Source organism: Cytobacillus sp. FSL R5-0569, from assembly GCF_038007265.1.
GTDB lineage: Bacteria > Bacillota > Bacilli > Bacillales > Cytobacillaceae > Cytobacillus > Cytobacillus kochii.
The window spans coordinates 4,562,636-4,585,032 of record NZ_JBBOWW010000001.1 but is presented as its reverse complement, the minus strand read 5'-3'; the positions used below and the strand labels follow the sequence as shown (position 1 = coordinate 4,585,032).

Annotated in this window: 24 protein-coding genes and 1 riboswitch; of the genes, 19 read left to right on the top strand and 5 right to left on the bottom strand. The window is 37.3% G+C overall.

From position 1 onward, the window contains the following. Positions 1 to 19 precede the first annotated feature (19 nt). From MKX78_RS23220 to MKX78_RS23190, 7 genes are all read left to right on the top strand, one after another. Positions 20 to 565, top strand: coding sequence for a TetR/AcrR family transcriptional regulator (locus MKX78_RS23220; RefSeq protein ID WP_095371421.1), 546 nt, complete (start codon positions 20 to 22; stop codon positions 563 to 565). A gap of 188 nt (positions 566 to 753) precedes the next feature. Further along, positions 754 to 1,467, top strand: a complete 714-nt coding sequence (gene pxpB, locus MKX78_RS23215; protein WP_095371422.1) for a 5-oxoprolinase subunit PxpB — start codon at positions 754 to 756, stop codon at positions 1,465 to 1,467. Further along, on the top strand, positions 1,464 to 2,453 hold the full coding sequence (locus tag MKX78_RS23210; protein WP_307316344.1) for a 5-oxoprolinase subunit C family protein: 990 nt from the start codon (positions 1,464 to 1,466) through the stop codon (positions 2,451 to 2,453). Before pxpB ends, MKX78_RS23210 begins: the two co-directional genes overlap by 4 nt. Before the next feature lie 10 nt (positions 2,454 to 2,463). After that, positions 2,464 to 3,228: a LamB/YcsF family protein gene (locus MKX78_RS23205; RefSeq protein WP_095371424.1), complete on the top strand. Its 765-nt coding sequence runs from the start codon at positions 2,464 to 2,466 to the stop codon at positions 3,226 to 3,228. Next, entirely contained in the window at positions 3,228 to 4,418 is a 1,191-nt protein-coding gene (locus MKX78_RS23200) for an NRAMP family divalent metal transporter (RefSeq protein WP_095371425.1), read from the top strand. Before MKX78_RS23205 ends, MKX78_RS23200 begins: the two co-directional genes overlap by 1 nt. Positions 4,419 to 4,441: 23 nt before the next feature. Next, positions 4,442 to 5,230 (top strand): putative hydro-lyase, encoded by a 789-nt coding sequence (locus tag MKX78_RS23195; protein ID WP_095371426.1) that lies wholly within the window; start codon positions 4,442 to 4,444, stop codon positions 5,228 to 5,230. Between the two features lie 12 nt (positions 5,231 to 5,242). After that, on the top strand, positions 5,243 to 5,923 hold the full coding sequence (locus MKX78_RS23190) for a DUF3885 domain-containing protein (protein ID WP_095371427.1): 681 nt from the start codon (positions 5,243 to 5,245) through the stop codon (positions 5,921 to 5,923). 119 nt (positions 5,924 to 6,042) lie between these two features. Here MKX78_RS23190 and MKX78_RS23185 read toward each other — a convergent pair whose 3' ends face one another. The 3 genes from MKX78_RS23185 to MKX78_RS23175 form a co-directional block, all read right to left on the bottom strand. Continuing rightward, complete coding sequence (locus MKX78_RS23185; RefSeq protein ID WP_341052577.1) at positions 6,043 to 6,927, bottom strand: M15 family metallopeptidase; 885 nt, start codon at positions 6,925 to 6,927, stop codon at positions 6,043 to 6,045. Between the two features lie 95 nt (positions 6,928 to 7,022). After that, entirely contained in the window at positions 7,023 to 8,132 is a 1,110-nt protein-coding gene (locus MKX78_RS23180) for a HAMP domain-containing sensor histidine kinase (RefSeq protein ID WP_307316353.1), read from the bottom strand. Further along, entirely contained in the window at positions 8,125 to 8,814 is a 690-nt protein-coding gene (locus tag MKX78_RS23175) for a response regulator transcription factor (protein WP_307316356.1), read from the bottom strand. Before MKX78_RS23175 ends, MKX78_RS23180 begins: the two co-directional genes overlap by 8 nt. 137 nt (positions 8,815 to 8,951) lie before the next feature. Between MKX78_RS23175 and MKX78_RS23170 the strand changes: the two genes are divergently transcribed. From MKX78_RS23170 to MKX78_RS23155, 4 genes are all read left to right on the top strand, one after another. Beyond that, entirely contained in the window at positions 8,952 to 9,776 is an 825-nt protein-coding gene (locus MKX78_RS23170) for a class I SAM-dependent methyltransferase (protein ID WP_307316358.1), read from the top strand. Between the two features lie 87 nt (positions 9,777 to 9,863). Further along, the gene (locus MKX78_RS23165) at positions 9,864 to 10,496 is read left to right on the top strand and encodes a LysE family translocator (protein ID WP_224936897.1); all 633 of its coding nucleotides are present in this window, start codon (positions 9,864 to 9,866) and stop codon (positions 10,494 to 10,496) included. 129 nt (positions 10,497 to 10,625) lie between these two features. Further along, positions 10,626 to 11,183, top strand: a complete 558-nt coding sequence (locus MKX78_RS23160) for a class I SAM-dependent methyltransferase (protein ID WP_095371432.1) — start codon at positions 10,626 to 10,628, stop codon at positions 11,181 to 11,183. Positions 11,184 to 11,467: 284 nt separating this feature from the next. Further along, on the top strand, positions 11,468 to 12,184 hold the full coding sequence (locus MKX78_RS23155) for a sulfite exporter TauE/SafE family protein (RefSeq protein ID WP_307316362.1): 717 nt from the start codon (positions 11,468 to 11,470) through the stop codon (positions 12,182 to 12,184). An 84-nt stretch (positions 12,185 to 12,268) separates the two neighbouring features. On the opposite strand, the gene MKX78_RS23150 is transcribed toward MKX78_RS23155, so the two are convergent. Beyond that, on the bottom strand, positions 12,269 to 13,315 hold the full coding sequence (locus tag MKX78_RS23150; protein ID WP_307316365.1) for a ketopantoate reductase family protein: 1,047 nt from the start codon (positions 13,313 to 13,315) through the stop codon (positions 12,269 to 12,271). Positions 13,316 to 13,458: 143 nt separating this feature from the next. On the opposite strand from MKX78_RS23150, the gene MKX78_RS23145 reads away from it, so the two are divergent. From MKX78_RS23145 to MKX78_RS23130, 4 genes are all read left to right on the top strand, one after another. After that, positions 13,459 to 14,946, top strand: coding sequence for a methyl-accepting chemotaxis protein (locus tag MKX78_RS23145; protein ID WP_233435338.1), 1,488 nt, complete (start codon positions 13,459 to 13,461; stop codon positions 14,944 to 14,946). A gap of 130 nt (positions 14,947 to 15,076) precedes the next feature. Further along, a riboswitch (Lysine riboswitch) is annotated at positions 15,077 to 15,261 on the top strand. 129 nt (positions 15,262 to 15,390) lie between these two features. Then, positions 15,391 to 16,236: a transporter substrate-binding domain-containing protein gene (locus tag MKX78_RS23140; protein ID WP_307316368.1), complete on the top strand. Its 846-nt coding sequence runs from the start codon at positions 15,391 to 15,393 to the stop codon at positions 16,234 to 16,236. 182 nt (positions 16,237 to 16,418) lie between these two features. Next, positions 16,419 to 17,177, top strand: a complete 759-nt coding sequence (locus MKX78_RS23135) for an amino acid ABC transporter permease (RefSeq protein WP_095371435.1) — start codon at positions 16,419 to 16,421, stop codon at positions 17,175 to 17,177. 24 nt (positions 17,178 to 17,201) lie between these two features. Beyond that, positions 17,202 to 17,936 (top strand): amino acid ABC transporter ATP-binding protein, encoded by a 735-nt coding sequence (locus MKX78_RS23130; protein ID WP_095373573.1) that lies wholly within the window; start codon positions 17,202 to 17,204, stop codon positions 17,934 to 17,936. Between the two features lie 239 nt (positions 17,937 to 18,175). Here the strand turns inward: MKX78_RS23130 and MKX78_RS23125 are convergent, their stop codons facing one another. Continuing rightward, a complete protein-coding gene (locus MKX78_RS23125; protein WP_307316372.1) occupies positions 18,176 to 19,384 on the bottom strand; it encodes an iron-containing alcohol dehydrogenase family protein in 1,209 nt (402 codons plus the stop codon). Positions 19,385 to 19,518: 134 nt separating this feature from the next. Between MKX78_RS23125 and MKX78_RS23120 the strand changes: the two genes are divergently transcribed. From MKX78_RS23120 to MKX78_RS23105, 4 genes are all read left to right on the top strand, one after another. Then, positions 19,519 to 19,995, top strand: a complete 477-nt coding sequence (locus MKX78_RS23120) for a methylated-DNA--[protein]-cysteine S-methyltransferase (protein WP_095371437.1) — start codon at positions 19,519 to 19,521, stop codon at positions 19,993 to 19,995. 44 nt (positions 19,996 to 20,039) lie between these two features. Then, positions 20,040 to 20,600 carry a nitroreductase family protein gene (locus tag MKX78_RS23115; RefSeq protein WP_281202835.1) on the top strand — a complete coding sequence of 187 codons (561 nt, stop codon included), beginning with the start codon at positions 20,040 to 20,042 and terminating at the stop codon, positions 20,598 to 20,600. 181 nt (positions 20,601 to 20,781) lie between these two features. Further along, complete coding sequence (locus MKX78_RS23110) at positions 20,782 to 22,005, top strand: hemolysin family protein (RefSeq protein WP_307316378.1); 1,224 nt, start codon at positions 20,782 to 20,784, stop codon at positions 22,003 to 22,005. A 28-nt stretch (positions 22,006 to 22,033) separates the two neighbouring features. Continuing rightward, entirely contained in the window at positions 22,034 to 22,363 is a 330-nt protein-coding gene (locus tag MKX78_RS23105; RefSeq protein ID WP_307316380.1) for a thioredoxin family protein, read from the top strand. Positions 22,364 to 22,397 lie beyond the last annotated feature (34 nt).

The following is a 22,397-nucleotide window of genomic DNA, read 5'->3' as shown; positions in this document are numbered from 1 at the left end:
CTTAAAAAGGAGTAGACAATTGAATGAAGCAACGAATAAGCAAGTAACCAAAACACGTGAGATTGTGTGTAGTGCTTTAATGGATTTGATGAATCAATTTCAATTTCGTGAAATAAAAATATCAGCAATTACGAAACAAGCAGGGATTGCACGAATAACTTTTTATAGAAACTTTGGCACAAAAGAAGATATTATACGCATCTATTTACGTCAATTGTATAGAGATTTATTCAATATGAGGAAGAAACAAGATAATCTAACTATAGCGCAAATGATCCATATGATGTTTATGATCACAGAACTACAAAAACCAGTATTGAGAAAGCTATTTGCACATGATTTGGAATACTTAGTTATGGAAGAATTCATTGAAATGATCGAAGAGGGGCTAGCGGAAGTTTTCACTGACGTTGATATTGCAGAATACTTAATTCAATTTCAAATTGGCGGGTTCACCAAAATTATACTAAACTGGGTAAAAGAGGATTGCGAGAAAAATGCTACTCATTTTTGTAATCAAATCACGAACTTGATGAATCATTATCAATTAAATACAAAAAACTAATAAGCATTCATCAATAAAGCAACTCTAACAATCTTTATTATTGAAAGATAGTAAATATCGTTAGGGTTGCTTTTTATTTTTAATACTTTATTGTATTATTTAAATAAAATAATCTGTATAGATAGATTATTAGTATAATTGAATTTTTTACAAATAAACTGAACAGCTTAGATAAGGAGGGGTGTAAATTGAAATGGCATTTTTGTCCGTTGGGAGACCAAGCTCTTCTTATAGAATTAGGGGATCAGATTTCATCTGAAACCCAACAAAAAATTCAAATGTTCTCGAATTTTCTCGAGGATCAACGCTTACCGTGGATGAAGGAATGCATTCCAGCTTACACGAATATTGCGGTATTTTATGACATTTGGAAGGTTAGTCAATTATGCGATAAAGAACAACTACCTTATGAATTTGTATGCGCAGAACTGAATGAATTATTAAAATCTGTGGATACACAAAATCGCCTATCTTCCAGGAAAATTGACATTCCTGTCTGTTATGGTGGAGAATTTGGTCCCGATTTACATGAGGTTGCCCGGTTAAATCACCTAACACCAGATGAAGTAATCGAAATTCACTCAGCTGGTGATTATTTGGTCCATATGATTGGTTTTGCCCCGGGGTTTCCATTCATTGGAGGGATGTCTGATAAGATTGCTGCACCTAGGAGGAAATCACCAAGGCTACAAATTCCAGCTCGGACTGTTGGGATTGCAGGGATGCAAACAGGTGTATATCCTATTGAAACACCTGGAGGTTGGCAATTGATTGGAAGGACGCCAATCGAATTATTTACACCACAGGAAGAAATGCCAACTTTGTTAAGGGCTGGCGATCGCATTCAATTTAAGCCAATTAGCTTTGATGAGTATAAGCAATTGGAGGCTGAACAGTCATGATAGAGATTAAGAAACCAGGTTTATTATCGACCCTACAAGATCTTGGCCGAACAGGATACCAGAAATATGGTGTAATCGCCAGTGGTGTCATGGATCAAGATGCTCATAAGATTGCGAATATGCTTGTCGGGAACTCCGAAGAACAACCTACATTAGAAATGACATTAATCGGCCCACGAATTGTTTTTCACGAAGATTGTTTGATTAGTCTTTGTGGTGGAGATATCGGTCCGCAAATTAATGGACAGCAAGTAAGTCTGTGGAAACCTATTTGGGTAAATGCCGGAAGTGAGCTAACATTCGCCTCGTATAAAGAGGGCTGTCGTACTTATTTAGCCATTGCTGGTGGTTTTGATGTCGAGTTGGTCATGGATAGTTATGCTACTTATTTACGTGCACATATTGGTGGACATAATGGGCGCGCGCTTCAAAAAGGCGATCGATTAACTTTAAAAGAGAAGAGTAGCTTATCGAAAAAAATGATCGCTTCATTAAAACAATCTGACAAGCCATTTGTTGAAGCAAAATGGCATATACCGATTCAGATGAGAAGACCCTCTAATCAAAGAATTAGAGTCATTGAAGGGAAGCAATTTTCTCTTTTTAATAAAGAAAGCAAAATAGCATTATTCAATAACCCTTATAAGGTAGCTTCACAATCGGATCGAATGGGATATCGCCTGAATGGTAGTGCACTCGCATTATCAGAAGAGAAAGAAATGATCTCAGAGGCTGTTGCTATGGGGACCATTCAAGTACCTCCCGATGGGCAACCAATCATCTTAATGGCTGATAGGCAAACGACTGGGGGATACCCGAAGATTGGGCAGGTGGCATCCATCGATTTACATGTATTGGCTCAAACAAAGCCTGGAGAAGAGGTATATTTTGAAAAAATATCTTTTACAGAAGCTCAAAAGCTCTTTATTCAAAAGGAGCAAAGGCTCTATGAGTATAAAAGGAGTATCCAAATAAAATATCAATAGGGGGATAACGATGATAAAGATTGATTTAAACTGTGATTTAGGTGAGAGTTTTGGAAACTATTCAATTGGTAATGATGAAGAAATATTAAATTATGTGACCAGTGCAAATATTGCTTGTGGCTTTCATGCAGGTGATGCAACAACGATGCGTAAGACGGTGAAACTGGCATTAGAGAAAAAAGTGGGGATTGGTGCTCATCCAGGAACACAAGACTTAGTTGGCTTTGGTAGAAGAGAAATGAATATCTCCCCTCAAGAAGCGTATGATATTGTTGTCTACCAAATTGGCGCATTGTCCGCTTTTGTTCATTCTGAGGGAGGAAAGTTGCAACATGTTAAACCACACGGAGCCCTTTTCAATATGGCAGCAAAAGACGCTCAGTTGTCTGAAGCTATTGCAGAAGCGGTGTACAAAGTCGATCCAGAATTAATTTTGTTTGGCTTAGCTGGTAGCGAGCTAGTAAAAGCGGGTGCGAAGATAGGTTTAAAAACGGCAAGTGAAGTATTCTCTGACCGTACGTATCAAGATGACGGTTCCTTGACTTCAAGGAGAGAATCAAATGCATTAATTACCGAGCAAGAGGTAGCGGTCGCACAGGTCGTTCGTATGGTAAAGGAAGGGAAAGTAGCGTCTGTAAGTGGAAAGGATGTTGACATCTTAGCAGATACTGTTTGTATTCATGGTGACGGCAAACATGCATTGGCATTTGCTAAACTCATTCATGCGACTCTACAAAAAGAAAATATACAAGTGAGACGAATAGGAGAAGCTTAATGAAAACACAATCAACTAGAAGTATTATTTTAGGTGCAGCCTTCCTAATGGCTACTTCAGCAATAGGGCCGGGCTTTTTAACACAAACAACTGTTTTTACAGAAAAACTAGCAGCAAGCTTTGGGTTTGTTATTTTAGTATCAATTATCATAGATATCGGAGCACAATTAAATATTTGGCGAATTTTAGCCGTCTCAGAAAAGAAAGCCCAAGATATCGCTAATCAGGTTTTACCTGGATTAGGTTATTTCTTGGCCTTACTCATAGTGATGGGGGGACTGGCTTTTAATATCGGTAATATTGCTGGAGCTGGACTTGGAACGAATGTATTATTTGGTGTTTCTCCAGAATTAGGCGCTTTATTAAGTGGATTAGTTGCTATTGGTATTTTTGTTGTCAGAGAAGCAGGAAAGCTAATGGACCGTTTCACACAAGTGCTAGGGTTTGTCATGATTGGATTGATGGTTTATGTCATGTTTACTGCCTCTCCTCCAGTTGGTGAAGCTGTGACACGTACATTTGTACCTGAAACGATTGATATTTTAGCTATTGTTACACTAGTAGGAGGAACAGTCGGTGGTTACATTACCTTTGCCGGTGGGCATCGTTTATTAGATGCTGGTATTAAAGGGAAAGAAGCTTTACCACAAGTAACAAGAAGTGCAGTGAGTGCCATTGGAATTGCTTCATTAATGAGAATTTTCCTTTTCTTAGCTGCTTTAGGGATTGTTTCTCAAGGGTTAACTTTAAACCCTGATAATCCAGCAGCATCCGTGTTTCAGCATGCTGCCGGTAATGTTGGCTATAAAATATTTGGTGTGATTATGTGGGCAGCAGCGGTTACATCTGTCGTTGGTGCGGCCTATACATCCGTTTCATTTATTCGGACATTCACCCATTTCATTGATAAAAATGCGAAATGGTTTACAGTAGGTTTTATCGCAATATCTACCCTTGTATTTGTTATTATTGGACAACCAGTGAAAATTCTCGTATTAGTTGGTTCATTAAATGGACTAATTTTGCCTATCGCTCTAGGTGTGATGTTAATTGCTGCACATAAGGCGAAGATTGTTGGCGATTATAAACATCCTTTATGGTTAACCTTGTTTGGACTACTAATTGTCATTGTTATGGCATTAATGGGCGGTTACTCTTTAATTAATGGGATTCCACAATTGTTTGAATAATAGCTTGAAAGGTGTGAATAAGTTTGAATTTAACAACAGTAAGTCCTGAAGAAGCACGTAAGCAGATTAGGGACGGTCATTGGAAGCAGCCTACTGCTGGCATTGCTAATGGCTTTATCCAAGCGAATTTAGCTGTATTACCAAAAGAACTTGCCTTTGACTTTTTATTATTTTGTCAAAGAAACCAAAAGCCTTGTCCGATTATAGATGTAACAGAGGTCGGATCAGTTATACCAAAGTTAGCCGCACCAAACGGCAATATTATGACAGATATTCCTAAGTACCGTATATATAAGCATGGAGAACTTGTGGATGAGGTGCAGGATGCAACCGGTTATTGGCGTACAGATATGGTTGGCTTCCTAATTGGATGTAGCTTTACTTTTGAAGAAGCGCTTTTAAATAATCATATTCCAATCAGACATATTGAAGAAAACTGCAATGTGCCTATGTATGAAACTAATATTGAATGTGTAAAATCTGGTATGTTTGAAGGCCCGATGGTGGTAAGTATGAGACCAATGAAAGAAGCGGATGCGATAAGGGCTATTCAAGTAACGAGTCGCTTTCCTTCAGTCCACGGTGCCCCGGTACATTTAGGAAATCCTGAAAAAATAGGGATTAAAGATATTAACAAGCCTGAGTTCGGAGATGCGGTTACCATTAAAGATGGAGAAGTTCCTGTATTTTGGGCATGTGGCGTAACCCCACAAGCAGTGGCGATGCGGGCAAAACCAGAGATTATGATTACGCATGCACCTGGTCATATGTTTATTACAGATGTGTTAAATGAACAATATGCAATCATGTAAGAAAGGGCTTCTATTGAGTTACCAAACTATTTGCAGTCTCATTTTCCAGGATTAAAACTAATGCCAAGTATTTATCAGCAATGGAATATCGGTATTCCTTTCACGTTCGCTGAAGAAATCTACCAATTTAACGAACAAGGTCAGTTAAATATGGATAGATTTGAGCTTGTTTATGAACAGGCAACAACTCTTTTTAATGAGTTATTTGCTAGCGAGGATGAAGTGATGCTAGTGACTAATATGTATAAAATGGTTGAAAAAGAAAAGAGAACGAGAAAATTAAAGGTTTACCAATCTCATTTGAAGCAACGTAAAAAGTTGTATCAACTTCAGGTGGAAACCATGCCTTACCCTTTTGAAGCGGAGGATGCAGACGCATACCAATTACAACAATTCTCTTTATTATGTCAGTGCCGAGACATACAAATAGAATCACTTATAAAAGCAGCTGCTCATGAAGACTTTCCTTTAAAACCACGTTTTGGTGGTTATCATGTCAATTATCCAGATGTTTTCTTTATTAATTTAACGAGAGATGTCATCTTTTTCATATACGATGATCGTGGTTGTGAAGTAATTGCCCGCAATGTTCAGATACTGAGGCAGTTATATGAAAAGTATGGTAACTGGATTGATGAAGTCGATCGAGCAGATGTGGTTCAAAGATTGGGTATGGAGAAAGATGTATTATAACAACGGTTATGAAGTCCTGCTTAATTATACTCGAGTGGTGTGCATGCTGAATTGTGCACACCACTCGGGTAATTTTCTTGTTTCTCATGTATTAGTATGGTCAAAGCTCTGTTATTTTTTTAAAGAGAGTAAGTAGTGACTATCACACCTTCTTTATTATCACCAGAAATTTGATAGTAATCGTCATCCGGTAAGGTAATAGTTTTGCTATCATGGACCGGGTAATATCGAATATGATAAGTTACATCACCTAATGTAAAGCCAATTGTCTTTTCTGTTTCTAGCAGTTTTAAATATTCCTCTAATACAAGATTTTTCTTATGCATTACTGCACTATGTGGTAAACCAACATAGCGAATATGCCATGGTTCATATGAAATGCCAGTAATATCACTTTTGTTTTCAGGGTATCGTAAAATAAAGCCATACATCCATGCTTTCTCTTCTAACCATTGGGCTTCCTTTGCTCTATACATAGTTGTTGCTTGAGAACCGACATCAAGGGCAAGTCCAAAATTATGTTCACTATAACCAGCAGGTAGAGCGTAATCCGCCCCTTTTTCCTGATACAGCGTTTGTTGTGCGTCCCAGCTTCTATAGCCACTTGTTAGTAAAAATTGAAAATCTCCTTCTTTGTTAGCTGCATGGATCATATCATTAAATCGATTTAATAAATCTATCGACAATTGTATATCATCATCGATAAGACCAAACTCTTTCTCTAATTCATCATAGTCAAATACGTTGACTACATCGTCTAGTATTGTATTTTTCTTCAATGGATGTTCTTCATTAACAAGTAATAGCTGACCATCGTTTATCATATCTTCTTCTACAGATAAATTTCGATTAGAAGGTATGGGCTTGAAATCATTGTTTTCGTTCTCCTCATTGGCGTATTCAATATCATCCTTTAATAAATTGGCTTTATTCGAAGTAAGATATTGATTGATGGCTATTAATAAAAATAAAATGATGGCTAAAAAAAATCCCCACTTCTTCATACGTTTATTCCTCCTTCAATTCATAAAATTAAAGATAAAGAATAAAGCTTAAAAAAAAGTAGGGGTAAATATAAAGTTTTTCTTAAATCATCCCTTTAATTATCCAAAGTAGATGGATGAATGGGAAGTCTAATCTCAAAGCTTGTTTGTATGACTGTACTATTGACAGTGATACGACCGCCATGCTGTTCAACAATATTCTTGGCAATAAATAACCCCAGCCCTGTTCCACCTTCTTGATGGGCGCGAGAAGGGTCGGATGTGTAAAAGGAATCGAAAATATAAGGTAGGTCCTTTTCTCTGATATCATCACCGTAGTTAATAATCTGCACAATCGCTCCTTCATCGTCTAATGAAGTGTGAATATCGATAAATTGTCCATCTGCCCCATAGCGTATTGCGTTATTTAGGAGATTTTCAAATACCCGTGCTAATTGTCTCCCGTCTGCTTCAATCATTAAGGAGGGCTGTAAATGTAGTCTTGCCTCTAAATGATTCTTCTTAAGGGCAGGATACATTTCCTCACAGAGTTGTAATAATAACTCACTTAAATTAATTTCACTTTTGATAATAGAGAGCTTACCATAATTTAATTTCGTTATATCAAAAAGATGATCAATTAATTCTTCTAACCGCCCAGCTTTTTTATAGACAATGTTTGTATAATGCTTTTTTTGTTCCTCGGTTAAGCTAGTGTCTTTTTTGATAATATCTAAATAGCCGATGACTGATGTGAGTGGTGTTCGTAAGTCATGGGCGAGATTGACAATTAACTGATCACGGCTTGACTCAGCAAAATCTCCACGCTCAATCGCCTCTTTTAGCTTGAGACTAGCTGTATTTAAATCTATCGCTATCTGGCCGAATTCATCATTAGTAGAAATTTTTGTTTCATATTGAAAATCACTGTTAGCTAATTGCTTTAAACCATGTGAAATATGACTGAAATACGATGAAATTCGTCTTGTAAGTAATTTGAAAATGACGAGTGTAAATAGAATATATAGAATCGCAAAAATAATAAATAGACCCTTATTTCCTAATGCCCATCTGATTCGAGCTAAAGGATCATCGATTAACACAAACTGATGATAATAATATTGCATATATGCAAAAAGTGAATATGTGATTACGCCAGCTAATATCATGCTAACGAAGACGAGTAGTAATAGTTTCGTTTGAAAATTAATTTTATAATTAACCATGAAAGGCATAACCTACTCCCCAGACGGTTTTAATAAACTCGTTCTTGTCTTCCCCAAGTTTCTTTCTTAATGTGCGAATATGAACCATCACTGTATTTTGGTTGTCATAATAAGCATCTCCCCACACAGTTTGAAAAATATGCTCTGCATTAAAAACCTTATTCGGATGGTTAGCGAGTAAGAGGAGAATATCAAATTCCTTCGGGGTGAGAGAGAGGACCGTATCATATTTTGTTACTTTATGTTGATCAGGATCAATCGTAAGTCCTCGAAACTCTAAAATATTCTCTTTTGAAGCTGATTGATTATACAGCATTGTCCGTCGTAATTGTGATTTGACGCGTGCCACTAATTCCATAGGATTAAACGGTTTGGTCATATAATCATCAGCTCCAATGACAAGCCCGGTGATACGGTCAAAATCAGATGTTTTAGCGCTCAAAAAGATAATCGGAAAAAGATAGTTTTGTTTGCGAATCATTCTAGTGACTTCATGTCCGTCTAAACGGGGCATCATAATATCTAAGACAGCCAAATCAATTGGCTGTGATTGTACAATTTTTAATGCTTCTTCTCCATCATTTACTTTGAAAATATGAAAGCCTTCTTTTTCCAAATGGAGCCCAACAAGGTCAGCAATTTCCGCCTCATCATCGGCAATCAAAATATTTACGTGCTTCACGTTGTACACCTCTAATTTTCAGTAAGAATCTCTTATAGTATAGCCGTTAACCATGTATTCATCCAGCAAGAGAATGATCGTTACCTTCCTTGAATTCTGTTATAATATGCAATAACTTTCGATCAGGAGGACTTTTTATGTATAAGGAGATTTTAAGCAAAATTGAACAGCCAGAAGCTTTTCAACCATCTGAAAAAATGTTTTGGCAAGATGAGTATATTGCAAAACAGCTTTTAAAAGCACATCTTAATCCAAACCATGAAGGAGCGAGTAGAGAACCGAAATTTATAGATACTTCGGTAAGATTTATTTCACAGCTTATGAACAGTGGAGACAGAGTAGTTGATCTCGGTTGTGGTCCAGGTCTTTATTGTGAACAGCTGGCAATGAGAGGCTATGCGGTTACCGGGATTGATTTCTCCGAGAACTCTATTGATTACGCCAAATCCCAGGCTAGTGAAAGGCATTTACCAATACAGTACCGCTTTGAGGATTATCTGAACATGGATGACGTAAATACGTTTGATTTTGCGACGCTTATCTATTGTGATTATGGTGCATTATCACCAAATAATCGCAAGCAGCTGTTAAAGAATATTTATCGCTGCTTAACTGAATCTGGACGCCTATTTTTAGATGTATTTACCGTTAATAAGTATCATTCTTTTGTAGAGAGAAAACAATGGTCAATGAATAATCATGGGGGGTTTTGGTCTGCCCATCCTCATTTGGAAATCTCTCATAACAAAAAATATGATGATGAAATTTCTCTTGAACAAACTTTGGTACTGACTGAAGAATCGGCTGATGTGTATCACATTTGGTATCAATACTTTACTAAGGAGCGGTTGATAAGAGAGCTCCGGGATGCTGGATTTAAAGTGATTAATGAGTATAGTAATGTGGCTGGAGAACCTTACACTGATAGAAGCGAGACAATGGCTATCCTTGTTCAGAAATAATTTTTAAAAATATTCTATTTCTTTTCTTGCGAGAGGAGTACAATAGAAGTAATTTTAATACTTGTATTGGTTGAGGGGGCGAATTAGATGTTTGGCATCACAAGTTTTACGGTGTTTTTAGCCGCCGCGATTATTATGAATATTACCCCTGGGACAGATACGATGTATATCGTCTCACGGAGTGTCTCACAAGGTAAGAAGGCAGGGTTATACTCTGTTCTTGGTATATCTACAGGAGCAATGGTGCATACATTTTTAGCTGCTATCGGATTATCTCTTATTCTTACAACGTCAGTCATTTTATTTACTATTGTAAAGATGATTGGTGCGGCGTATTTAATTTATCTTGGCGTACGTATGGTCATTCAAAAATCCTCTCAATTTGAAGTTAAAAAGACGAAACCTTTAACTGCAAGGAAAGTGTTTGCTCAAGGTTTACTAACCAATCTAACCAATCCAAAAGTGGCGCTTTTCTATATTTCATTTCTACCCCAATTTATATCTGTAGACAATGGATATGGCCCACTTCCTTTTATCATCCTTGGTATGACCTATGTTGTAACAGGAACCATTTGGTGTTCGATAGTCGCGCTTTTTGCCTCTACAACAACGAAGAAACTTAGAAATAATCCTAAAGCAGAATTTATTATTAATAAGGTAACTGGCATGATCTTTGTCGGCTTAGGTATTAAGCTTCTCCAAACAAAGGCATCCTCATAAAGAAAGGAGCAGAACAAACTCTGCTCCGTTTTTTCATCCATTACAATATTACCCATTTACAAAGAAGTTTAAATAAATTATAGTTATTAAAGAGTGTTTATATCTATAATTAAAAAGGGGTTAATACTTATGAATGAAAAAGTAAAAAGAAAGATTAGTAATCTAGAAAATATTGACCGTTTTTCAGCTGAGGAATTATTTCAATACCTCCCCCTCAATCATAGTGACGTCGTATTAGATATAGGAGCTGGTGCAGGATACGTAGCACTACCTATAGCAGAAAGGGTAGATTTGGTTTATGCACTTGATTTGGATGAGGAAATTTTAAACTATTTGCAGCTAACAGCAGAGAAGAGAGGGATCACAAATATTCAGCCCGTAATAGCTAATTTTAAAGACATACCATTAGCAGATGAACAAGTAGATATTGCGATCGCTTCAATCTCGCTACATGAAGTAAAACCATTATCCGCTGTACTAGAAGAAATCAAGCGTACCTTAAAAGCTCGAGGTACATTCTTATGCATTGATATTGAAAAAACCGCAGATGCCAGAGGACCGAGAGTATCATCTGGGGATATGATGAAGGCAATGGAAAATGCCGGTTTTAGCGATATGAAAATGACCGTTTCTCCGCGGAAATTAGGAAGTGAGCCAGTTTATATCATTAGGGCAGTAAAGAAGTAATGAATGCTTTAATTTAAAGCAACAGTAAATTATAAAGAGTCGTAATAAAATAAAAATGATTGCAACGTGAAAATAGATATATTCGTATCCAACAAAGCTTTTTGAACGAATCCTGCACCCCTATAACTAAGAGGCACTTTCTTATCTTAATTTGATAAGTCCCCACACTAATTTCTCGTTCCACGTGAAACAAACGGTCCATCTTATGACGGTTTTTGTTAGCTGAAATGGTAAAATAGAGACAGGGGAGAAAGTTTCTGTAATAGTGAAGGTGGTTTGCTCAATTGCTCATTTTATATATACTTCTTATTTTAGTTGCTTCTATATTACAGGCGAGTACGGGATATGGCTTTTCTATTCTAGCGACGCCATTTTTACTGCTGTTTTTTGAGCCGATGGAGGCCATTCAAATCAACTTAATCTTATCTTTGTTTATTTCGATTGTCATGATAGGGAAAGTCAAGGTCGATGTTGATCAAAAAGTGTTAAAACGACTCATCATCGGCAGTATTTTTGGTTTACCTATAGGGATGGTCATTTTTCTTTGGTTACCGCTTAACTGGCTAAAACTAGGGATAGGTATTCTAATCTTGGTTTTGACTGTGTTGATGATTGCTCAATTAAAGATGAAGCAAACGAGAAATAGAGATTATGGCGCTGGTGGGCTATCTGGAACATTAACGACAAGTATTGGTATGCCTGGTCCGCCGTTATTATTGTATTTCTCGGGAACCAAAACGAATATGGAAATTCTCAGAGGAACGACAATTGCTTTTTATTTATATATCTATGTAATCAGTCTGGCTATCCAAATGGTTGTCGCCGGTACTACACAAACAGTTTGGCTCGCTAGTTTGGTTGGAGCTCCTGTGGCACTAATTGGTATATTTTTAGGACAATTACTATTTAAAGTCATGAGCCAAAAGTTTTTCTCAATTATTTCCTACTTCATCCTTTTATTTACTGGATTATACTTATGTATTAACCAATTAATTCTCTAATTCTGCATGGGAATGAGGAAGGAAAAAAGGCTGGTGAGGGGTTTGATTTCGCACGTCTCACTCAGCCTGTCTTTCAAGTATGGATTAATGAATAGCAAATTCTTTGTTTAATAGGGACTCGAATGCTTTAATATTTTCATTAAAGTCCGGCAGTTGTTTTGTTTCTTCTGCTTGTTTGATCATGCTTGTGACAAGGTCATTTACTGGAGTAGATACTTGTAGGGCGTTCCCTTTTGTTGAAATGTAACCATTAATATAGTCGACTTCTGTTTGTAATCCTTTTTCTAAATCTTGTAGCATACTAGCTTTGAGCAGTGCTTGAGGACCAAATGCTTGTTTAGCAACTTGGATGACCATAGGTAGATTGCTCTTGTCTTCGTTAATAGAGAAGATTCCAACATTTACACCAGCTAGTTCGCTAAATTGAATGTTATTCGCGTAACCAACTTTTAACGTTTCATCAGCTAACATCACTGCACTTGTGACAGCTGCCTCGTTATTCAAAATATCTCCATATGTACAACCTAGTGCTGCCGACATACCACTCATCGCTACATTAACAAGAAGTTTGGACCATTTTGTACCGATTAGATTATTTGAAACGATTGTGCCACCGACATCTTCAAGAACGGTTTTTACTAGGTTCACGCGGTCAGTAATCTGTCCGTCTAACTCACCAATTTGAAAAGCGTGAGCAGAGAATGCCTCTTTGTCTGATGTTAATTGTGATACACCTGGTTTTACCCAAGTAGCACCAAACTCTACAGAACCACCAATAATGATGGATGAACCAAGTGATTCTACTAAACTTTCTTCTGGAACACCATTTTGTAAAGAGAGTAATATACTTGCTTCGTTCATATGCGCTTGAAGTTGTAGGAGCACTGATTTATTGTATACTTGCTTTGTTAAAAGTAAGACAAGGTCATAAATGCCAGTCATTTCATGTGGCGTGATGGCTTTCACAGAAGCCTGCAAGTTTACAGTCCCCACAACTGTTGCGCCGTTACTGTTTAAGGCGTTAATATGGTCAGTATTTACATCGATGCATTCCACATGATGTGCCCCTTTTGATAAGTGTGCCCCAATAATCGTCCCTAAAGATCCTGTTCCCATGATAGCAATTCTCATTATGCATCCTCCTAAAATATTTAGTTGTAAAGCACTAACATAAAAGTTAATCATACCGAAATAAATAATAGAAATAAAAGAAAAAAAACCCAAATAATAGGCTTAAAGTCCTTGTTTTTGGATTAAATTAGGAGGAAAAATAATTGGGTACGCAAAAGAATGAATTATTAAGAGTTCATAAAGTGAATATGTGGGGATTGATGACATTAGCTGTTTTATTAGTCTTACCTATTGTTATTGACCGGGGTTTGAGCGATACAATTGTCATTATGTGTGCTGGGATTTCTGTCATTGTCATGGCTATTGTTCTGTATTTTTTGCGTATCAATGATTACGTAAAGGGCTTTTTATATGCTGCTATACCAAACCTCATTGTAATGATGCTCTTTTTTGTGGACGGATATGCATTGAATAAGCATTATATTTTATTCTTAACGATTGCAATGGTGGTGCTATATTTTAAGAAAGAAATGATTGTTGCTTTTTCTGTATTCTATAATGTTAGTTTTATTGCTACCTACTTTATAATTGGCCATCAGTTATTAGGAGAAAGTAATAGTGTCCGGAGTATTTTTACTATTATTCTTGTCGCCAACGGGATTTTGTACTTATTTTATTTATTAGCTAGTTGGGGTAGGGAATTAATTGACCAAGCAGAGCAAAAAGAAACGGAGTCAAAGGACCTCCTCATACAGTTGCAAGACACCTTTGGTTCAATAGATAAAGGTACAGTGACTCTAGAAAATCATATTGGACTTTTTAAGCAAAATATTGAAACGATACATGAGTCAAGTCAACAAGTATTAGAAGCTGCTCAACAGATGGCTACAAGTATTCAAGAAGAAGCGAACAGCTTAAATATTGTCAATGATTCTATGAGTCAGTCTTTACAAAATACAAAAGAATCTGTTGCCATTTCAGAAGGTGTCGTAGAAAAGTCGGAGAATATGAATGAGAAAGTACAAGATGGTTTAAATAAGATAGTCGATGTTACATCGCATATGAATACTGTAAATACAACGATTAGTGTGACAGCATCGACGGTATCAGATGTTCATTCAAGTATGGAACAAGTGAATAAATTATTAGCAGGCATTAAACAAATTGCCGATCAAACTAATTTACTCGCATTAAATGCAGCAATTGAATCAGCAAGAGCCGGAGAGCATGGGCGAGGGTTTGCGGTCGTTGCAGATGAAGTAAGGAAGTTAGCTGAGCAAAGTGCTGAAATCACGGTGGCGATCTCTGAAGTGACGAATACTCTTTTCACTCAGTCTCTTGAAGCACGTAAAAGCTCTCTTGAAGGGGAAGGTGCTGTAAAGCAGGGACAAGCACTTCTAACAGAGATATCTGCCTTTTTCAACGAGATACAAACATCATTACAAGAAAACAACTTAGAGTTAGTGAGAGGTGTCAATGAAGTTTCCGCTGCCACAGAAAAATTTGAACAAATTCAAGAGCAGATTGAAAATATGGCAAATATATCAGAGGAGAACGCCGCAGCTACAGAGGAAATCGTTGCTATCATAGAAGATGAACATGAGATGGTGTCAAACGTAAATCATTCGGTAGCGGATATTAATCGTTTGAGCATACAGTTAAAAGAGTTAGCTTCAAGCCAACAAGCTTAACATTGGTAATTATGCTCTAATCAAAAGGTTGTGCGAAAAAAGGACCAATTTTCCATAGAGTTTATATTGACAGACGCTATTAAACTATTGTAGCCTAATAGATATCAAATTGAATAAACCTCACTTTTTCTGGTGGGGTAGAGGCGCGGTATTTAACAGTCTTTAGTAGAGTGATAAGGCATGATGAGACTAAAGAGAAGGAAATATCGCCGAAATGTGCTATACCCGTTTGTATAGCATGTTGGGTCTGCAGTGAATAATTGCAGGACTGTCTTAATAAATTTACCCGATTTATTAAGGTGCACTATCTCTAAAATGGGAAAAGTAGAGGATTTAGGCGGAAGAATAACAAGGACCTGAGTTCATCTCAGGTCTTTTTTTGTTATTCTTTTTCTTAATTCGGAATAGTTTAATTAGTAGAAAAATATATTAGGGGGAATAGAGATGAAAAAGAGATTTGCTTTACTAGCTATGGCTTTAGTACTGAGTATGTTTCTAGCTGCTTGTGGTTCAAATGATGAGGCTGAAGGAAGCACAGGTTCAGGTGGAGAAGATAAAGACGTTTTTCGCGTAGGACTAGAGGCGGGTTATGCGCCATTTAACTGGACGCAAATGGATGATAGCAATGGCGCAGTAGCAATTGAAGGTAATTCAGAGTTTGCAGGCGGTTACGATGTTGAGATTGCGAAGAAGATAGCAGAAGGTTTAGGAAAAGAGTTAGTAATTGTGAAAACAAAATGGGATGGATTAGTACCATCATTAAGTTCAGATAAAATTGACGCTATTATTGCTGGTATGTCACCAACAGCAGAACGAAAAGAAACGATTGATTTTTCCGATAACTATTACGAATCTGATTTAGTCATGGTAGTGAAAAAAGGTGGCGATTACGAAAATGCCACATCCATTCAAGACTTCAGTGGGGCAAAGGTTACTGCCCAATTAAATACATTTCATTATTCAGTAATTGATCAAATTGACGGCGTACAACAGCAAACAGCTATGGAGAGCTTCCCTGCTATGCGTGTTGCATTAGAGTCTGGAATTATTGACGGCTATGTTTCTGAACGTCCGGAAGGTGTAAGTGCTTCAGCTGCTAATGATAACTTTGCGATGGTTGAATTTACTGAAGGATTTGAGACAAGTGAAGAAGATACTGCCATTGCAGTAGGGGTGAAAAAAGGTAGCGAATTAACAGATAAAATCAATGAAATCCTTGCAGATATTTCTGAAGAAGAGCAAAAAGAATTAATGGATGCTGCTATTGAGAATCAGCCAGCGGCAGAATAACTAAATGAGCCGGCTGCATGAGATGTAGCCGGTTTTATATCGAGAAGAAGGTTAGGAGAGACATGAGAAATAAACAACTAGGGTAGCGCATCCTCTCCGTCGTATTAAACCTTTGAAGCGCAAATCCTTAGCAGATTGATTGGTAATGGCCAATCATGATGAGAGAAAAGGAGATCATTGTTATGAGTATAGAATGGATTATTCGCATCGTTGTCGAATATTGGCCAATGTTTTTACGAGGCGCCGGTGTGACATTAGTCATTGCCTTAATTGGTACCGTTTTCGGTGCCCTAATTGGTTTGTTGTCAGGCATTCTTCGAACAATACCAATACCTGAGAATGGTCCTAAACGGTTGTTATTAAAAATAGTGAATTTCTTGTTATCTGCTTATATTGAATTCTTTAGAGGCACACCAATGATTGTACAGGCAATGGTTATTTTTTACGGGGCAGCAATGGCCTTTGGCTATCAAATGGATCCGCTCATTGCTGGTATCGTTATTGTTTCCATTAACACGGGTGCTTATATGGCTGAGATTGTTCGTGGAGGGATTATTTCTGTCGACCCAGGTCAATATGAGGCAGCCCAAGCCATTGGGATGAACCATTTGCAAACAATGATGAATGTTGTTTTACCTCAGGTCATTCGAAACATTCTTCCAGCTACAGGTAATCAATTTATCATTAATATAAAAGATACTGCCGTGTTAAGCGTGATTTCTATATCTGAATTATTTTTCCAAACGAATTCAATTGCAGGGAATAATTTCCGCTACTTTGAGTCATTCTTTGTTGTTTGTATTATTTATTTCGTTATGACTTATACCGTTACATTAATTCTACGCTATATTGAAAGAAGAATGGATGGACCGGAAAATTACGTCGTTGCAGGTGAAATGGATACGGCAGAAGATATCAAAAGGAAAACAACAGGAGCATAGGTGGCGGAAAGGAGAGTTGGAAAAGTGAATACAGTTGTTGATATTCAAGGGTTAAGTAAGTCTTTTGGTAGTCATGAAGTATTAAAAGATATTAACTTCTCAGTGAATAAAGGAGAAGTAGTTACAATCATCGGCTCATCAGGGTCTGGGAAATCGACCCTATTAAGATGTGTCAATCTATTAGAAAAACCAAGTGGTGGACAAATTATCTATAACGGTGAAAATATCCTCGACGATAAACATAATGTCCATCAATATCGTAAAAATCTCGGCATGGTTTTTCAATCTTTTAATCTATTTAATAACCATAATGTATTGGGAAATTGTGTTGTTGGGCAAATAAAAGTATTAAAGCGTTCAAAAGAGGAAGCAGAAAAAATCGCGAAGAAATATTTGCGTGTGGTCGGGATGGAGGCTTATGTAGAAGCTAAACCAAGACAGCTTTCCGGAGGTCAAAAACAGCGTGTGGCGATTGCAAGAGCACTTTCAATGGAGCCAGATGTGATGTTGTTTGATGAACCAACCTCAGCACTCGATCCTGAAATGGTTGGCGAAGTGTTAAAGGTGATGAAGGAACTGGCTGGCACAGGCCTGACCATGCTTATTGTCACCCATGAAATGGAATTCGCCCGTGAAGTGTCGGATCGCGTTGTCTTCATGGATAAAGGCGTCATTGCTGAAGAAGGGACACCAGAGCAACTATTCAATAACCCCAAAATGGAAAGAACCAAAGCTTTCCTACAACGTACACGTAACTAAAAGAAGCTTGCCCGATTTAATAATTAAATTGGGTTGGCTTCTTTTAGTTTTAGCCTCTCGTACGGAACGTTGTTAAAAGCTTTGGAATTGGATCAGAAGTTTGTCGGTCCTTTGGTAGAAGTTGAGCCGCGACAAAGATGAATGAACTACATTCGTAAGATCAACTTATGCTGTCGTATTTCCGCTCCAGAATTAAGCTTATTCATGTCTAGCTCGGAAGGACTGCTCTTTTTTCTTAGTTAATGATAAATTTTCTCGTCTATATTCACAGGTAAGACCTTTTTATAAATGGCTTCAATATCTTCTTTCACTGCTTTTCTTGGATTATAATGTACGGTTCCATGATCGTTCATTGCATCTTCTGCTAGTTGGGCGATATCTTCATCTGTAAAGTGGTGGTCGAGATGCGCAAAATTTTGTGGAATATCAATAGAATGCATTAATTCTTCTACTAATGGAATAAGAGTTTTGCCTGCTTGTTGCATACTAACGGAATGTAAGGATGGATCAATCATGCGTGCAATTGTTGCATATTTTTCTGTTGATGCTGGAAGATTGTAGGCAATCACTTTTGGTAGTATCACAGCATTCGCAAGTCCATGGGGGACACCGTAGCGTGCAGACATTGGATGTGATAAGGAATGAACAATCCCTAATCCACCGAGGCTAAATGACATGCCAGCCAATGTACTAGCAAGATGGACTTGCCCCCTTGCTTCTAAATTGTCTGCATGAGCATAGGTTTGTGGTAAATAGGTCCAGAGCATGCGAATCGCTTGAAGAGCAAGAGCATCTGTAAAAGGATTAGCTGGTAATGATACATAAGATTCAATGGCATGGACAAGTGCATCAGCCCCTGTAGCAGCAACATGCTTTCGTGGCAATCCAAGTGTGAGTGCCGGGTCCACAAACACAACTTTTGGTACAAGATAAGGAGATCCTAGAACAAGTTTTCTACCACCATCGCTATCTGTAATGACACTTGCAATCGTTACTTCAGACCCAGTACCAACTGTTGTTGGAATCGCAAAAAGTAATGGTAGTTTATCTTCTATTGGCTTACCGCCAAGAGAATATTCCAGTACATGTCCGGTGTGTGTGACTGCAACAGCCAGCGCTTTGGCAAAGTCCATAGAGCTACCGCCTCCAAGGGCAATAATCAAGTCTGCGCCTTCTAATTGAAAGCTCTTCATGCCTTCCATAACCGAATGAGCAGACGGGTTGGGCTCGATTTCTGCATAAACAGCATATTCAATGGATGCATCTTCTAATACTTGGGTAATTTTTTCTACGACACCTGATGAAATCAGTCCTTTATCTGTACAAACGAAGACCTTCTTCTTTCCTGTCGCTTTAATTTTGTCTGAAAGCTCTTGTTGAACGACCTCATAACCAAATTTTAAATCCGTTTGTAGATTTAAGTGAAATGATGCGTTCAATAAACTCATTCGCTGATCCTCTCCCTCTAATATTTTTTTACTTATAAATAGTTAAGCGCTTACAAGGTGATTTCCTTCTTTCTCTAACTAAATTTTAGAAAGAGTGTTAGAATACAAGTAAAAAATGAGGAAGTGAGCTTGTTATGCAAAAATCGATTGTACAAATAAATTCCCCTGTAGGTGTGCTAGCAATCGAAGGAACAGAAAAAGCCATCACAGCTGTTCAATTTCTTGATAGAACGGAAATCGCAGAACCATTGAGAAATGACTCGCCAGATGTAATAAAGGAATGTGTACAGCAATTAGAGGAATATTTTCAAGGGAAGAGAGAAGCATTTGAAATTACTTATGAGCTCAATGGGACAACCTTTCAAACGAATGTATGGCAAGCGTTAACAACAATTCCTTTCGGCGAGACTGCCTCATATAAAGACATTGCCGTCATTGTCGGAAATGAAAAAGCTGTCCGTGCAGTCGGGAGCGCTAATGGTAAAAATAAAATGAGTATCATTGTACCTTGCCACCGTATTATTGGCACAAACGGAAAGTTAACTGGTTATGCAGGTGGGATGGAAAGAAAAGGCTGGTTGCTTGAGCATGAAAGAAAGTTCAGAAAATAGTATAATAGTTCTGGTAAGCAGAATGTTAGAAGAGGTGACTGGAAATGGAGAGAAAGATCGATGAAATCATCAAGGATCGCCGTTCGATTAAAAAGTTCAAACAAGATCCTGTAAGCATAGATGAAATTGTAGAATTACTAGAGGTGGCAAAATGGGCACCAAATCATAAAATGACGGAACCATGGCGTTTATTACTATTCGCTGAAAAAGGGAAAGAGAAGTTTATTGATGCATTTTGCCAAACGCAAAAATTAAAGGATGGGACCATACCTGAAAAAGCACAAAATAAATCCGCTTATTTTCGCTCTATACCTTTGCACTTAGTTGTTGTGATGCCTGAGGACCCTCGTCAAAAGACATGGGATGAGGATTATGGTGCAGTGAGTGCGATGATTCAAAATTTCCAATTAGCTGCATGGGAAAGAGGCATTGGCATGATTTGGCGAACCAATGATTGGATCTATAATCCTGTCTTCCGAGAAGCGATTGGTGTAAAACCAGGGGAGAAAGTAGTAGCTACTTTAATGATTGGTTATGCCGATCATATTCCTGAAGCAAAGCCGCGAACAAGTATGAAAGAAAAGCTGCAAATTATTAAAGAGTAAAATAAGGTGATAATAAAGGCTAGGGCAGGTGCGAAAAGCGGTTCCTAGCCTTTTTTTAGCTGCTAGAATATATAAACCTTTTTTAAAGTCAATCAAATATGTTTGTAGGAGGAGTAGTTAGGTATACTATTGGTATATAAAATAACGTTTAATTGCTGTTCCATTGTGAGGGGGACTAGAGTTGATTATTGCTATTATTTTTCTCTTATTTGTTTCATTCTTTTTTTCAGGGAGTGAAACGGCATTAACTGCAACAAATAAGATGAGGCTGCGAACGAAAGCGAAAAACCATGATAAAAAGGCTGAAAAGCTACTTAATATCGTCTCAAAGCCAAGTGAGTTTATTACTTCTATTCTCATTGGTAATAACATTGCTAATATCTTGCTACCGACACTTGTAACAACCCTTGCTATTCAATATGGCTTTAATGTTGCGCTCGCTTCGGCCATATTAACAGTGGTTATTATTATATTTTCGGAAGTAATTCCGAAATCCATTGCAGCAGCTTTCCCTGATCGTATATCGTATCTTGTATATCCTGTGATTCGGTCTGTTATTTTTATTCTAAAACCAGTGACAGTCATTTTAAATGGATTAACGGGTTTTATTACCCGCATATTATCAAAAGGGCAGAAGCAAGAATCATCAATTTCTAAGGAAGAGTTACGGGCAATAGTGGAAATCGCTGACACGGAAGGGATCTTTAAAAAAGAAGAGTCTCATCGTATTAAAGGTGTACTTAATTTTCATAATTTAAATGTAAAAGACGTGCTAAAAACCCCAAGAATAGATCTTGTTGCGTTTCCTATTACAACTACATTTGAAGAAGTAAGGGATACTGTGATTCAACATCCGTATACAAGGTATCCTGTCTATCGGGAGGATATTGATCGTATTGTCGCAGTTTTTCATTCAAAGTACTTATTATCTTGGGCTGCGGAACCACATAAAACACTAGAGGATTATTGTGATACAGATCCTTTGGTTATTTATGAATTTGCTTCTCTTGAGCGTGTTTTTCGCCAAATGACGATGGAGAAAAAACATCTAGCAATTGTCTTGGACGAATATGGTGGAACAGAAGGAATTGTTACTCATGAAGACATTATTGAAGCCATGATCGGGTTAGAAATTGAAGATGAAATGGATCTGGATACTGAAAGGCATATTCATAAGCTGACTGACACAGAAATCATCTGTAATGGGAAAATTACATTATATCAACTCAATTCTGTATTTAAGACAGATATACCAGAGGAAGATGATGTACTTGCAGGTTACATACAAAAGCAAATAGACCATTTTCCGGCGGTAGGTGAAGTCATTGTACAAAACAATCTTACTTTTGAAATATTAGAAGTAAAAGGGAGAGCACTGACTAAAATAAAAATTACTAAAAAATGATGCTGTGCTTTTAAAGGGGTTTGAAAAAGTGAATAAGCATTCAGAATTGAAATCTATTAAAGAAGTGAGAGCATTTATTCAAGAAAATAACTTTGCCCTCCTTTATATTTGGAGTGATCAATGTAGTGTATGTCATGCATTGTATCCCAAATTATTTGAGAGTGTAAAGGATTACCAAAAGATAAAACTAGGAAAAGTTAACTATCAGGTTGTAAGCGAAATTGCCGGTGAGTTTTTGGTATTTTCTGTACCGACAATCATCCTCTTTAAAGAAGGGAAAGAGTACTTAAGAGAAGGAAGATTTATGAGAGTACAGGGGTTTAACAAACAATTAAAGCATTTAAACTTTATGATGTGAAAAAATGCATTAAAAAGGGCACCGTTCTTAAATG